This window comes from Actinoallomurus sp. NPDC052274 (assembly GCF_040679475.1).
GTDB classification, from domain to species: domain Bacteria; phylum Actinomycetota; class Actinomycetes; order Streptosporangiales; family Streptosporangiaceae; genus Actinoallomurus; species Actinoallomurus liliacearum.
This window is the reverse complement of record NZ_JBFAUT010000027.1, coordinates 20,227-33,398: the sequence shown is the minus strand read 5'-3', so window position 1 is coordinate 33,398 and position 13,172 is coordinate 20,227. Positions and strand designations below refer to the sequence as shown.

General features: G+C 69.5%; 12 protein-coding genes. 4 read left to right on the top strand and 8 right to left on the bottom strand.

Annotated elements, in window-relative coordinates; translation table 11 throughout:
• The first annotated feature begins 70 nt into the window (after positions 1-70).
• Positions 71-976 carry an NAD-dependent epimerase/dehydratase family protein gene (locus AB0K82_RS23160; RefSeq protein ID WP_364400079.1) on the top strand — a complete coding sequence of 302 codons (906 nt, stop codon included), beginning with the start codon at positions 71-73 and terminating at the stop codon, positions 974-976.
• Between the two features lie 83 nt (positions 977-1,059).
• Here the strand turns inward: AB0K82_RS23160 and AB0K82_RS23155 are convergent, their stop codons facing one another.
• From AB0K82_RS23155 to AB0K82_RS23145, 3 genes are all read right to left on the bottom strand, one after another.
• The gene (locus AB0K82_RS23155; protein WP_364400077.1) at positions 1,060-1,425 is read right to left on the bottom strand and encodes an antibiotic biosynthesis monooxygenase family protein; all 366 of its coding nucleotides are present in this window, start codon (positions 1,423-1,425) and stop codon (positions 1,060-1,062) included.
• Between the two features lies 1 nt (position 1,426).
• Positions 1,427-2,620 carry an SDR family oxidoreductase gene (locus AB0K82_RS23150; RefSeq protein ID WP_364400074.1) on the bottom strand — a complete coding sequence of 398 codons (1,194 nt, stop codon included), beginning with the start codon at positions 2,618-2,620 and terminating at the stop codon, positions 1,427-1,429.
• Between the two features lie 117 nt (positions 2,621-2,737).
• Positions 2,738-4,147 carry a multicopper oxidase domain-containing protein gene (locus AB0K82_RS23145; protein WP_364400071.1) on the bottom strand — a complete coding sequence of 470 codons (1,410 nt, stop codon included), beginning with the start codon at positions 4,145-4,147 and terminating at the stop codon, positions 2,738-2,740.
• Between the two features lie 209 nt (positions 4,148-4,356).
• On the opposite strand from AB0K82_RS23145, the gene rfbB reads away from it, so the two are divergent.
• Positions 4,357-5,376: a dTDP-glucose 4,6-dehydratase gene (gene rfbB, locus AB0K82_RS23140; RefSeq protein ID WP_364400068.1), complete on the top strand. Its 1,020-nt coding sequence runs from the start codon at positions 4,357-4,359 to the stop codon at positions 5,374-5,376.
• A 130-nt stretch (positions 5,377-5,506) separates the two neighbouring features.
• Here rfbB and AB0K82_RS23135 read toward each other — a convergent pair whose 3' ends face one another.
• From AB0K82_RS23135 to AB0K82_RS23125, 3 genes are all read right to left on the bottom strand, one after another.
• Entirely contained in the window at positions 5,507-5,836 is a 330-nt protein-coding gene (locus AB0K82_RS23135) for an antibiotic biosynthesis monooxygenase (RefSeq protein ID WP_364400066.1), read from the bottom strand.
• A 14-nt stretch (positions 5,837-5,850) separates the two neighbouring features.
• Positions 5,851-6,105 carry an acyl carrier protein gene (locus AB0K82_RS23130; RefSeq protein ID WP_364400063.1) on the bottom strand — a complete coding sequence of 85 codons (255 nt, stop codon included), beginning with the start codon at positions 6,103-6,105 and terminating at the stop codon, positions 5,851-5,853.
• Between the two features lie 87 nt (positions 6,106-6,192).
• Entirely contained in the window at positions 6,193-8,142 is a 1,950-nt protein-coding gene (locus tag AB0K82_RS23125) for a BTAD domain-containing putative transcriptional regulator (protein WP_364400060.1), read from the bottom strand.
• Positions 8,143-9,050: 908 nt separating this feature from the next.
• Between AB0K82_RS23125 and AB0K82_RS23120 the strand changes: the two genes are divergently transcribed.
• Positions 9,051-9,761, top strand: coding sequence for an N-acyl homoserine lactonase family protein (locus tag AB0K82_RS23120; RefSeq protein ID WP_364400057.1), 711 nt, complete (start codon positions 9,051-9,053; stop codon positions 9,759-9,761).
• Positions 9,762-9,852: 91 nt separating this feature from the next.
• The gene (locus AB0K82_RS23115; protein ID WP_364400055.1) at positions 9,853-10,164 is read left to right on the top strand and encodes an antibiotic biosynthesis monooxygenase family protein; all 312 of its coding nucleotides are present in this window, start codon (positions 9,853-9,855) and stop codon (positions 10,162-10,164) included.
• Here AB0K82_RS23115 and AB0K82_RS23110 read toward each other — a convergent pair.
• Positions 10,151-11,803, bottom strand: a complete 1,653-nt coding sequence (locus AB0K82_RS23110; RefSeq protein WP_364400052.1) for an FAD-dependent monooxygenase — start codon at positions 11,801-11,803, stop codon at positions 10,151-10,153. The genes AB0K82_RS23115 and AB0K82_RS23110 overlap by 14 nt on opposite strands.
• Positions 11,800-13,155: an acetyl-CoA carboxylase biotin carboxylase subunit gene (locus AB0K82_RS23105; RefSeq protein WP_364400049.1), complete on the bottom strand. Its 1,356-nt coding sequence runs from the start codon at positions 13,153-13,155 to the stop codon at positions 11,800-11,802. Before AB0K82_RS23105 ends, AB0K82_RS23110 begins: the two co-directional genes overlap by 4 nt.
• Positions 13,156-13,172 lie beyond the last annotated feature (17 nt).

The window sequence follows — 13,172 nt, the reverse complement described above, 5'->3', positions numbered from 1 at the left end:
TTTTAAGCCTGCATCGAGTAACCGGTGAAACCGTGCGGACGACCGAACAGAAAACAACGGGAGACGCACCATGGCAGAGGAGAATTTCTCGGCGGCGGTCATCGGAGCGGGCGGTTTCATCGGTTCCCGGCTCGCCGCGGCGTTGACCGAGAGACGCGGGATCTCGGTCACCCGGTTCACGCGATCGGACCCGTTCCTGTGCGACGGCGGGCCGGTGCCGGCCCTGCAGGCCGCCGACGTCGTGTGCTATCTCGCTACGACGATCAATCCGGCACTGGCCGAGCGTCACCCGGAGCGGGCCGACGCGGACCTCCACCTGTTCCGCGGGCTCATCAACGGGTTGCGGGCCACCGGACGCCGGCCGACGGTGGTGCTGACGAGCACGGCCGGGGCCCTCTACGACCCCACCGCGCCGCCCCCGTACGGGGAGGACGCACCGCTCCGGCCGACCTCCGAGTACGGACGGGCCAAGCTCGCGCTCGAGCGGGCCCTGCTCGCCGCTGAGGACGCCGTCCGGCCCGTCGTGCTGCGCATCGCGAACGTGTACGGCCATGGCCAGCGGACCGGGACCGGGCAGGGTGTCATCGGGCACTGGATGGAGTCGGCCGCGGCGTTTGCGCCGCTGCGCCTGTACGGGAGCCTGGCCACCGTGCGGGACTACGTCTACGTCGACGACGTCGTCGACGCCACGATCCGGGCGTGCGACGTCGCCGTACGGCGGCCCGGCGGCCCGCTCGTGGTGAACGTCGCATCGGGCCGTCCGGTGGCGCTCGGCGAGTTGTTGCGCATCATGTTCGCGACGATCGGCCGCAAACTCCCGGTCGAGTTCGCCGGCGCCCGTACGTTCGACCGGCGCGACGTCTGGTTCGACACCACGCGGGCACGGGAGGTGCTGGGCTGGCGCCCGCGCACCTCCCTGGAGGAGGGGATGGCGCTGACCTGGCGGGCGCGGAACATGATCGCCGCCCCACGGTAGGGCCCGCGAGGACCGTGAACGGCGCGGCCGGGGGACGCCGGAGGGCGTCCCCCGTGCCCCGGCGCGCAGGCCGGTGGCGCCGGTCAAGTACTCTCCATCCCCGCGTGGTCGACGAGGGCGCTCCGCTCGGCGGACGCTCCGGTCATCTCGTGGATGATCCGCATCGTCGTCATCGTGCCGGACGACCGGAACGGGTGCAGCTTCGTCCGGTGCTCCAGGTGCCCGTCGCTGTGCTCGAACTCCCGGAAGCTCGGCTCGTCGATCCAGTCGCTGACCACGTAGTAGACGCCGTCCTCGTCGAGGCTGCGCGACAGCCACTGGCGGATGTTCGCGGGATGCCCGGTGATCGCGTGGCCGACCTTGTGCCAGGTCTCCTCGAAGTCCTGCTCCATGCCCGGGTGAATGTGCATCCGCAGCATCACGCGGAAGACCTCGCCGCGCTCCCCCATCTCAGATGCCCCCGTCCACGTTGATCGTCTCGCCCGTCACGAACGAGGCCAGGTCACTGGCCAGGAACAACACGACCCCGGCGATGTCGCTCGGCCGGCCGAGCCGACCCAGCGCGGTGAGGCGCTGGTACCGCTCACGTACCTCGGGCGGGGTGTCCTCGTCGGTCTCCACCGGGCCGGGCGCCACGACGTTCACCCGGTACCCCTGGCCGCCGAGTTCCTTGCAGAGGGATCGGGTCAGCCCGATGAGCCCGGCCTTGGAGGCGGTGTAGTGGGCGCGCAGCGGGATCCCGACGGTGGCCACCCGTGACCCGACGTTGATGATGGAGGCTCCGGGCGACAACAGCGGCAGCGCCGCCTGCACCGCCAGGTAGGTGCCGGTGAGGTTGACATCGAGGATCCGGCGCCACTCGTCGACCTGCAGCTTGTCGAACGGCACGTGGCTGATCGCCCCGGCGTTGTTGACGAGGACGTCGATCGCGCCGAGCCGGTCGCGGCACTCACCGATCAGCAGGTCGATGCCGGCCTGTGTGGAGACGTCGGCGCGTACGACCTGGTGGCCGCCTCCGAGGTCGGCGAGTTCTTTGGAGAGGCTGCGCACCGCGTCGCTCTCCTGCCGGTAGCAGGTCACGACCGTGGCACCGGAGCGCGCGAAGGCCAGGACGATCGCCCGGCCGATGCCGCGGGTACCGCCGGTGACCAGCACCTTCTTGCCGCTGAGGTCGAACCGCGCGGCGGGCGCGGCCGCCAGCGCGGCCTCCTCGACCAGCCGCTTGATCCGCTCCATCTGGATCGCGGTGTTGCGGTTGAGCCGCTCGGTCATGCCCGCGTCGTCCAGCGGCGCGCCCGGCTTCATGTGGAAGTCCTGGACCCACCGCATCCGCACGCCGCCGGCGACCTGCTCGTACTCCCAGTGAATCTTCATGTACTCGAACACGCCGGTCTCGACCCGGTGTGAGCGTACGGTGCGGGTCTTCGGGTCGGGCGTCCGTTCGGAGACCCAACTCCAGACGGTGCCGTTCTCGTCGGGGTGCAGGGCCAGCCGGAACCGGATGGTGTCCCCGTCGCGCTCGAGGATCTCCGCCTCGGAGTACTCGCTGAACAGCCGGGGCCAGTTCTCGATGTCATTGGTCATCTCCCACACCAGGTCCATCGGCGCGTTGATGACGATCGCGTTGTCGGTGTGTCCCGCCATGTGCGTTCCTCCGGTCGGGCCGGCGTTGATTTCCAGGCCTTCGTACGGGTTCCGGCCTATGGCACGGTCCCGCGGTGGGCTTGAACTCCACTGGAGCCGCGATGGAAGCGGCTGCGGTCAGGCGAAGACCTCGGACTGGGCCATCATTCCCATCGATGAATGATCGAGCAGGTGGCAGTGGTAGAGATAGAGGCCGGTGTACCTCTCGTACCTCACCCTGATCCGCACTTCGCCGCCGATCGGCACCGGCACGGTGTCCTTCCACCCGGCCTCGTGACCGGAAACCGGTACCCCGTTTCGGTCGATGACCTGGAAATGAGTTCCGTGCAGATGGAGATTGTGCGGAACGGACGGCTTGACATCCTTGTTGACGATTCGCCATTCCTCGGTCTCGCCCAGTTTGATTCGCTGATCGATCCGGTCCATGTCGTACGACTTACCGTTGATCTCGAACATCCCGGTCGAGAAGTTCAGGCCCATGACGACGTCACGGTGGACCGAGGCCGGACCGAGGCCGGGCGCGGTGCCGAGCCTCGACGGGATGCGGCTGGGATCGTGCACACGGGTGACGACGTCGAAGCGCATGAGGTCCGACGCCTGGCCGGTGAAGGCGTCGGTGTCCCGGAGCGTGAGCCGCGCCCCTGGCGCGAGGTCGCCGAAGTCGACGACGGCGTCGACCCGCTCCCCCGGCGACAGGGACACACTGGTGGCGCGTACGGGTGCCGGCAGCAGGCCGCCGTCGGAGGCGATGAGCCACATCGGCCTGCCGTCGCTCAGGCTGAGGGTGAAATAGCGCGCGTTCGAGCCGTTGATCAGCCGCAGCCGGTACTTACGGGCGGCGACGCGATGGTAGGGCGCCCAGCGCCCGTTCACCAGGAGCGTGTTGCGGTACCGGAAGTCGTCCATCTCGAAGACGAGGCCGCCCTGGCCGTCGAATCGAGCATCGCGCAGCATCAGCGGCAGGTCGTAGCGGCCCGCGGGCAGGCCGGTCCGCCGCGGCTCGTCGAGCAGGTAGCAGCCCGCCAGGCCACGGAAGACCATCTCGGCCTCCATGTGGTGCGTGTGGTCGTGATACCAGAGCGTCGCGGCGGGCTGGCGGTTCGGGTAGACGTAGTCGCGGGCGGCACCCGGCGGGATCGGGTCTTTCGGGTGCCCGTCGCTGCTGGTCGGCACGTGCGCCCCATGCAGGTGCACCACCGCCTCCATTCCCAGGGCGTTCGTCTGCCGTACCACGACCCGCCGGCCGGGTCGGGCGCGGATCGTCGGGCCGGGAAAGCACCCGTCGTACGTCATCACCGGGGTCTGGACGCCCGGAAGGATCTGAGCGTTCGCCTCCCGCATGGTCATCTCGTAGTAGTCCGTCGTGGCCGTCCGGCGCGTGGGGCGTTTGACCGGCGGAACGATGAGCGGCAGGGAGAACGGTGGCGCGTCCACCGCCCGCGCCGACGCACCATGCGCGACGCGCGGCAGGAACAGCGCCACGCCGCCCAGCGCACCGAACCTCAGAGTCTGTCTGCGATCGAGCATTGCGGCACCCTTTCTCATCGTCCCGAACGCAGAGCACTGTGCCGTCGACAGCTCAAGAGTTGCTTGAGAACGGTTTACCGCCTTCGTCGCCGGGGTCGGCGGCGAGGACCGTTACCGTCTCTATTGAGAGTCGAGGAGATCTTGCGATGCTTGAACACCCACCGTTCCGGCGAACGGCCGGAATTCGGTTCACGAAGAAAGGATGTGACATGGCAAGGAACGTGGTCGTGACCGGCGCCGCCGGATTCATCGGAAGCAATTTCGTCCGATACTGGCGGGCGACCCGACCCGGCGACACGATCATCGCCATCGATGCCCTGACCTATGCCGGCAACATCAAGAACCTCGCGGATGTCCAGGACGAGATAATCTTCGTGCACGCCGATATCACCGATGAGCGGCGCATGCTGGACGTGCTGGGCTGCCGGCCGATCGACGTGGTGGTGAACTTCGCCGCGGAGTCGCACAACAGCCTCGCCGTGCTGGAGCCCTCGCGGTTCTTCGGAACCAACGTCCTCGGCACCCAGGTGCTGCTGGAGGTCTGCCGGCGGGTCGGCGTCGGGCGGTTCCACCAGGTGTCGACCTGCGAGGTGTACGGCGATTTAGCGCTGGACGCCGTCGAGGCGTTCACCGAGCAGAGCCCGTACCGGCCGCGCACGCCGTACAGCGCGAGCAAGGCCGGGGCCGATCACGCGGTACGCGCTTACCACAACACCTATGGCATACCCGTGACGATCTCCAACTGCGCCAACAACTACGGCCCGTACCAGTTCCCGGAGAAGGTCCTGCCGCTGTTCATCACGAACGCGCTCTCGGGAAGGTCCCTTCCCATGTACGCGTCGACGCGCAACCGGCGGGAGTGGATCTCGGTGACGGATCACTGCGCCGCGATCGCGTTGATCATCGAGCGCGGGACCCCTGGCGAGACCTATCACGTCGGGACCGGTGAGGAGGCGAGCGTGGAGGAGATCGCCGACCTCGTGCTCGGCGAGCTCGGCGCGCCCGGCGCGCTGAAGACCGTGGTGCCGGATCGTCCCGGGCACGACCGTCGCTACCTGCTGGACCATCGGAGGATCGAACGAGATCTCGGGTGGCGGCCCACGACGCCGCTCGAGGAGGGCGTGCGCGAGACGATCCGCTGGTACCGCGACCACCGCGACTGGTGGGAGCCGCTGTTGACACGACGCCTGATCACCGAGGAGACGTGGTTCTCGACCACCCGGAAGTGACCGGGCGCCGCCGACGGCACCACGGGTGACGGATGGCACCGATGGATCGGACCGGAAAAGAAGCGGCGCACCCGCCGTCCGGCGGGTGCGCCGCTCTCATCGTTCGGCGGGTGTTCCACCCCGTCGTCGTTCAGTACGCCGCCGTGACCTGGTAGACGCCGAAGGACCGGCCCGACCCGCGGTCCTGCAGGGGGCGGAGCGGCGCGGTCGTACCCCGGTGCTCGGCGCCTTCCTCCCATGTACGGAAGGCGGCCATGTCCTGCCACTCGCTCATCACCACGAAGGCACCAGGCTCGTGCACCGAACGCAGCAGGACGTTGCCGAGCAGGCCGGGCGTCCCCTGCAGCGCCCGGCTCACCCGGTGGTACGCCGCCTCCACCGCGTCGGGGTCCTGACCGGGCGCGCTCGCGTAGACGAGGACGCAGACCCGCCCGGTCCTGTCTTCACCCTTCCGTACCACCGTCCCGCCTTCCGTCACGCCGCCGCGGTTCGGGAGTTGACGTACACGACGACGTTCCCGGGCGTGCGCATCTCCTCGACCGCCCCGTCCGGGATCGGCACGTCGAACTCCTGCTGGATTCGCGAGGCCATCTCCAGGAGGGCCAGCGAGTCATAGCCCATGTCCTCGAAGGTGACGTCGCTGATGTCGGCGTCCGAGCCGACGGATTCCGCCTCGCCGGCGCACTCCCGGAGGATCCTGCGCACGTCATCGATGGTGAACTCGGCCATAGACCTTCTCCGCTCGGGTGCGTGTCCTTCGGTAACTCTGACGTGCCGCGCTCGAACGCGACTGGATCGGCGATGGAGTGCGGCAGGTCACAGCTCCAGCTGAACCTGCGCGTGCAACAGTCCGTCACGCGAGGGGCGGCGCAGACCGATCTGCCCGGGCGGCTGCGGGCGTACGCCGGGTCTGCGGAGCACGGCACCGCTCAGCGGTACGGCCGGCGCCCCGTACGGCGCCGGCGGATCGTGCACGTCGGTCACGCCTTCGCCGGCCGGCTCCGGCCGCCTGTCCCCCGCCGTCTCCACGAACTCCATGTCCAGGCGTTCGCGCGCGTAGAGGCGGGTCAGCTCGGGCAGCGCGTAGCGGATCTCTCCGCCGTTCCCCGTCTTCGCGATCTCGAGCAGGTGGCAGCCGACCAGCCGGATCAGCTGCATTTCGACGACGTCCGTCCCGCTGCCGATCAGACCCGCCGCGGTGGCCGCCGAGAAGTCGGGCGGCGGCAGCAGGCTGATCAGACGGAACGCGCTACGGTCGCACGGACTGAGCCGGCGGTAGCTGGCGTCATACCGCGCCCGCACGTCGAGGTCGGCGAAACTGAGCTCGTCCAGGCGTCTTCGTCCGTCCTCGAGCTGGGCGACCATCTTGGCGAGCGGCCAGGTGGACGCCGCGGCGAGCCGTGAGCCGACGCTGCGCAGCGCGAGCGGAAGACCGCCGCACAGTTCGTAGATGCGTTCGGCGGCGTCCCGTTCGGCCTCGACCCGGTCCGCCCCGACGATCGGTTTCAGGAGGCTCATCCCGGCGTCCGGGTCCAGTGCTCCGAGGCCGATGTGCCGTACGCCGGGCAGCCCGTGCAGGCCCCCTCGGTTGGTGATGATGACGGCGCAGTGCGGCGTCGCGGGAAGCAGCGGGACCACCTGCTGCACCGACGCGGCGTCGTCCAGGACGACGAGGACCCGGCGGCCCGTGCTCCACGTGCGGAAGAGCTTGCTGCGTTCCGCCTGGCTCTCCGGCACCTGGTGATGCGGGATTCCGATGGCGCGTGCGAACTCCGCCAACACCTCCCGCGGGTCGGCGGGATCGTCGGTCGACCCGCGCAGATCCGCGTAGAGCTGGCCGTCGGGGAAGGCAGACCGTTCCAGGTGCGCCGCCCGCAGTGCCACCGCCGTCTTGCCCACCCCCGGCATGCCGGAAATGGACACGGCGCTGGCCGCCGTGCCGCCGTGCGCCGAGGAGATCAGGCTCTCCCGCACCTGTTCGAGGACATCGTCCCGCCCGACGAAGTCGGGGATGTCAGGCGGCAGCTGAGCCGGCACCATGAGCCGGTCCGGGCTCCGGGCCACGATCGGAACCTCCTGGAGGGACTCGACTGTCGGGTCGGAGCTGAGCAGGGCCAGGTGCAGTCGCTGCACCCACTGTGGGGGCTCCAGGCCGAGCTCGTCGACGAGCACCCGCCGCAGGCGCTGGTAGACCTCCAGGGCCTCGTACCGACGGCCCGAGCGGTGCAGGGCGAGCATGAGGTTGGCGTAGAACCGCTCGTGCAGAGGGTGTCGCGACACGAGGACCTTCAGCTCGCTGATCAGCGCGAGGTGACGGCCGAGCCGGAGGTCGGCCTCGATCCGCAGCTCCAGCACCCGGAGCCGCTCCTCTTCCATGCGCGTGACGTAGGCGGAGAGAATCTCGCCGACCGTGACGTCGGCCAGGGCCGCGGGACCGCGCCAGAGCGCGAGTGCCTGGGACAGGGCATCGGCGGCCCCCGCGGCGTCGCCGGAATCCAGCGCGGCCCGACCCTCGGCGGCCAGTCTTTCGAACTCGAAGACGTCACCCTCCTGAGGCGGAACCTCGAGCACATACCCGGAGACCCGCGTGTGCAGGTGCGCCCCAGGGCACCGCTCCAGCACGTCTTTCCGGAGCTTGTAGATGTAGGTCTGCAGCGTGGTCATCGCGCTGCTCGGGGGTGTATCGCCCCAGAGTTCGTCGATGAATTCCCCCACCTGCACGAACTTTCCGGAGCGCAAGAGCAGGAACGCGAGGACCTGCCGCACCTTGGGTGCTGTCGGAGTTATTTCATGGGCGCCGTCAGCCACCCAAAGTGGCCCGAGGATCCGAAATTTCATCGTCGCTCCCGTAATGTCATTGTCGACAGACGATTCTTTTCGTCGAAGTTTTCTGGACCGGATGGTGACACGACGACACCTAGTCGATTTAAGTAATAGCTCCAGTAGGGCCATCCCTTGCTTTCATGCCACCTATCATCAGTCCCCGAATCTCCCGAAGCAACAGCAGTGCTATGAATCTTTCCTTTACAGCATGAGAAAGCTCGGGTATAATTCAGGGTTCGCCGCGTTGCATACCGCCCGTCGAGGCCGCCGGCATTCGAGCCCACTGCATACGTCCCCACAGCCCGATCCGACTTCCGCCACCCTGCCCGTTGCACGCTAGAAACGGACTCGAAGCAAGCTGGACGAGGCGCTGATAGTGAGCCACGGAATAGCGGTCCACGAAATAGTCCACCGACACTGATCAGTGCACGGCGGGCGCGACCACGACTCACGCCCCCGCCCCCAGAGCGGCATTTAACACTGAGCGCAATAACATGCCGACGGAGCGAAGTCATCGACACAGAACCGACGGCGACGGATCAGTCACGGATCGTCGGCCAATCGGTTCCATGGAATTGGATTTCCGCGCGAAGATCATCAATGGAATCGCGCCGACGCGCCGGCTCCCGCCGACCATTAATGATCTTCTACCACCGCCGAATATGTCGAATGACGCATAAGCGGACCGTCCGCCGCCGCCGATACGGTTGGCCACATCCGGCTAGAACCGCGTGAATCCGCTCCACCGCCTCTCGAGGAGGCCGTCCTACCGTCGGTCCTCGGACGCCCCCCGGGACTCCGCACGGCGCGGAGGCGGGCACCCTCGTCACCCGGACCGGACGGAGTACGGCATGCGACTTCATGTTCTCTTCACCGGCGAGGTCCGCAGGACCGGCGCCCCCGTGCTGGCCTATCTCATCCGTACCGGCGAGACCGACGTCCTGGTCGATACCGGCTACACGCGCGAGCGCGTCGGCGCGTACCGCGACGACCCGGACGAGCCGATCCGGCTGGACGACGGCGAAGACGTCCTCAGCCGGCTCGCGGAACTGGGCATCGCACCGGACGACGTCGGTTACGTCATCTGCACGCACTTCGATCCCGACCATGCGGGAAACCACGACGCCTTCCCCGGCGCCGAGTTCGTGGTCCAGCGGCGACACTACGAGTGGGCACGTTCGGTGGCCTCGCCGCGTCTCGCCGCCACCCGTGAGCTCTGGGACCGGCCGGACCACCGCTACCGGCTCATCGACGGCGACGTCGGGCTACTGCCCGGAATCGAACTCATCGAGTCCAGCGGGCACGTCCCCGGACATCAGTCCGTGCTGGTCCGTCTCGCCGGCGAGGGGCCGATCCTGCTGGCCGCCGACGCCATCCCGACGACCGAGGCCCTCGACCCGATCCATCGGCCGATCTATCCCCTCGATATGGACGAGGCCGAGGTTCGCGCGTCGACCGAGAAGCTGACGGCCCTCGCCCGCTCCGAAGGAGCACAGATCATCCACGGTCATGACGCGGTCGCCGCGAAGAGCCTGCGGGCGTTCCCGTCCTTCTATTCCTGACCCACCCGGACGACCTTTCCCTTCCGCGCCCGGTCGGCCCTGTGCCCGGCTTCGGCCGGGCGGCCGCCGCCGCCCTCGATTGGAGCGAACGATGAGCGACGATCCAGTACGCGTGGTCGTGCACTACCGCAACCCGGCGTCCCCGGAACGCGCCGTGCAGACCGCCTATCAGGCCGCGCGGGACATGCTTCGCGGCACGCCCGGCCTCGTACGCCATGAGTTGCTCCGCTCCACGGCGGGGGATGACGTCTTCGCCCTCCTCATGGAGTGGGAGGACACGGCCGCCTATGAGGCATGGGAGCGGGAGATGCGACGGCAGGGCCACCCGTCGCCGCTACGGCCCTATCAGGACCGCTCGCGGCCGGGTGGCCACTATGAGGTCTACACCGTCACCGAACGATGAGTCCGCGCACCGGGCCGACGTCCCGGGTGGTGGGCGCCTCTGTCGCCAGCAGCCGGGCGAACACCCTGGCCGCCGAGTCGACCGAGACGGTCAGGGGAGCCTCGGCGGATCGCCAGGCGATGAAGCCGTCCGGGCGGACCAGGAGCGCGCCGGACGATCCGATGCCGTGCGCCTCGCACAGATCCTCGTCCACGGCGACCACCTCATGCCCGGCGCGGTGGACGTCCAGGCCGACGCCGATCCGTTCCGCGGCGGAGGCGAACGCCTCCGCCCAGGCGCCGTCGTACGGCCCGGTGAGCAGGACGAAGTTCCGCCCGTACAAGTCGATCGTCGACGCGGACCGGCCGTTCACGCGCACGTCGACGTGTGGGGCGCGCGTGCCGGGCAGACCGGACGGCCCCGGCTCCCACGGGTCGGCGTCGGCCGGAAGGCCCGGGTCGACCGCCGCGGAGCGGTACCGCTGACCGAAGGCCACAACGGTGTCCGGCCGAATGGCAGGGTCCGGCGGGACGCTCGGGCCGCCGGCGATCCGCGGCCGGTCCTTGGACCGCAGCACGGCCTGCTCCACCGTCGCCGCGCCGGCCGGGCGCCGCTCCTCGTCGTACGTGTCGAGCAGCCCAGGGCCCGCCCTGCCGGACAGGACCAGCGCCAGCTTCCATGCGAGGTTGTGCGCGTCCTGCACGCCGGTGTTCGACCCGAAGGCACCCGAGGGCGGCATGACGTGGGCCGCGTCACCCACGAGGAACACCCGTCCGTGGGCGTACCGGCGAGCCGTGCGGCCCGCGGACTCCCACGGTGCCACGCCCTCGATGGTCACCTCGACATCGGGGACACCGGCCGCCGCCCGTACCAGTGCGACGCAACGGTCCGCGGTGAACTCCGGCGACGCGCCCGGCTCGAACGGCACGTGCAGCAGCCATTCCTCGGCGTTGTCGACCGGCAGCAGGCCGCACCGCGCCGGGCCACTGATCGTGTAGCACATCACGAAGCGCCGACCGCGCAGCGGTTCGCGCAGGTCCGCGCGGAACCGGACGTTGACGAAGTGCCCGAGCGTCCCGGGCCCGTCGGCCCCGATCCCGAGGGCGTCGCGGATCCGGCCGCCCGCGCCGTCCGCGGCGATCAGGTAGTCCGCCCGGATCCGGCGCCGGACGCCGTCCGCGTCCCGGACCTCCGCCCACACCCCGTCCGCGTCCTGGTCGAACTCCGTCAACTCCGTGCCGAAGCGCAGATCGGCGCCGAGTTCCGCCGCGCGCTCGCGGAGGATGGGCTCCACTTCGTGCTGATGGCACAGGCACCAGTCCGTCGGGCTCCGCCACCGGCCGTTCGCCACCGGATCGCTGTTGTAGGCCTCCTCCAGGGCGCCGTACTCGCGTCCGGCCAGCGACTCGGCGGCGATGATGCCCTCGTTGGCCCGGAGCGCCAGCGCCGACCCGGTGGAGCGCATCCTGTCCTCGATGCCCACCTGGCGGTACAGCTCCATCGTCCGCGCGTTCACTCCACGTGCCCGTGGATGCGGTGACAGCCCGGTGTTGCGCTCGACGAGCACGGACCGGATCCCGTGCCAGGACAGGAAGAGCGCCGCCGACAACCCCACCAGGCTCCCGCCGACGATCAGGACCGGCGTCCGCTCCTCGTTCACCGGCCCGCCTCCGTTCGGTCGTCGATCAAGGCCGTCGTGTGCTTGGCGTCACGGAACAATGGATCCTCCAGGACGTTTCTCAGGAAGCCGGCGGTCGTGGCCATGCCCCGGCCGGCGATTCGGAACTCCCCGAGCGCCCGGTCGGCCCGGGCGATCGCCTGCCGCCGGTCGGGCGCCCAGACGGCGACCTTGGCCAGCAGGGAGTCGTAGTCGGCGGTCACGCGCATCCCCGCGTGCCCGTGCGTGTCCACGCGGACGAACGGGCCGCCCGGCGGCACGAACTCCTCCAGCAGTCCCGCCGTGGGCAGGAAGCCGCGGCCCGGGTCCTCGGCGTTGACGCGGCACTCGATCGCGACCCCATGGGGACGGACGTCCTCCTGCTGCAGCGACAGCCCGTACCCCGCGGCCACGCGCAGCTGCTCCCGTACCAGGTCGACGCCCGTGACCAGTTCCGTGACGGGATGCTCCACCTGGATACGGCAGTTGGCCTCCATGAAGTAGAAGTCGCCGTCGTGGTCGACGAGGAACTCGTACGTTCCGGCGCCCGCGTAGCCGACCGCGCGCGCCGCCTCCACGGCGGCCGCGCAGATCCGATCGGCCGATCCGGCGGGAAGGCCCGGGGCGGGCGTCTCTTCGATGAGCTTCTGACGGCGCCGCTGAATGGAGCAGTCCCGCTCTCCGAGATGGAGGACGTTGCCCTGCCCGTCCGCGAGGATCTGCACCTCGATGTGCCGGGCGGTCTCCAGGAAGCGTTCGATGTAGACCCGGGAGTCGCCGAACGCCACGTTCGCGCCCGCGCGCGCCTCGGCGTACGCCCGCGGCAGGCTCCGCGGATCGCGGACGACGGTCATGCCCCGGCCGCCACCGCCCGCCACCGCCTTGATGATGACCGGGTACCCGATGTCGTCGGCGATCTTGGCCGCCTCCTCGGGCGTCGAGACCGGCAACAGGCTGCCCGGCAGCACCGGCAGTCCCGCCGCCTGAGCGATCTCGCGGGCCCGCGCCTTGTCCCCGAGCCCGCTCAGCACGGAGGCCGGGGGCCCGATGAAGGTCAGTCCCTCGGCAGCGCAGATCTCGGCGAAGTCCGGGTCCTCGGACAGGAAGCCGTACCCAGGGTGCACGGCGTCGGCACCGGCGTGCCGGGCCGCCGTGACGATCGCCGCCGCGTTCAGGTAGCTGCGGCGGGACGCAGGCGGGCCGATCCGTACGGACTCGTCGGCGAACCGCGTCACCGCGGAGTCCTCGTCGCTGTCGGAGTAGACCGCCACGGTCCGGACTCCCATCTCCCGGCAGGTACGGGCGACCCGGAGCGCTATCTCCCCGCGGTTCGCGATCAGGACCGTTGTGAACATGCGTGCCTCCCAGTCGT

Coding starts and splice junctions, on each gene's coding strand:
- AB0K82_RS23160 (WP_364400079.1), top strand. CDS start 71: ATGGCAGAGGAGAATTTCTCGGCGGCGGTCATCGGAGCGGGCGGTTTC.
- AB0K82_RS23155 (WP_364400077.1), bottom strand. CDS start 1,425: ATGGGGGAGCGCGGCGAGGTCTTCCGCGTGATGCTGCGGATGCACATT.
- AB0K82_RS23150 (WP_364400074.1), bottom strand. CDS start 2,620: ATGGCGGGACACACCGACAACGCGATCGTCATCAACGCGCCGATGGAC.
- AB0K82_RS23145 (WP_364400071.1), bottom strand. CDS start 4,147: ATGCTCGATCGCAGACAGACTCTGAGGTTCGGTGCGCTGGGCGGCGTG.
- rfbB (WP_364400068.1), top strand. CDS start 4,357: ATGGCAAGGAACGTGGTCGTGACCGGCGCCGCCGGATTCATCGGAAGC.
- AB0K82_RS23130 (WP_364400063.1), bottom strand. CDS start 6,105: ATGGCCGAGTTCACCATCGATGACGTGCGCAGGATCCTCCGGGAGTGC.
- AB0K82_RS23120 (WP_364400057.1), top strand. CDS start 9,051: ATGCGACTTCATGTTCTCTTCACCGGCGAGGTCCGCAGGACCGGCGCC.
- AB0K82_RS23115 (WP_364400055.1), top strand. CDS start 9,853: ATGAGCGACGATCCAGTACGCGTGGTCGTGCACTACCGCAACCCGGCG.
- AB0K82_RS23105 (WP_364400049.1), bottom strand. CDS start 13,155: ATGTTCACAACGGTCCTGATCGCGAACCGCGGGGAGATAGCGCTCCGG.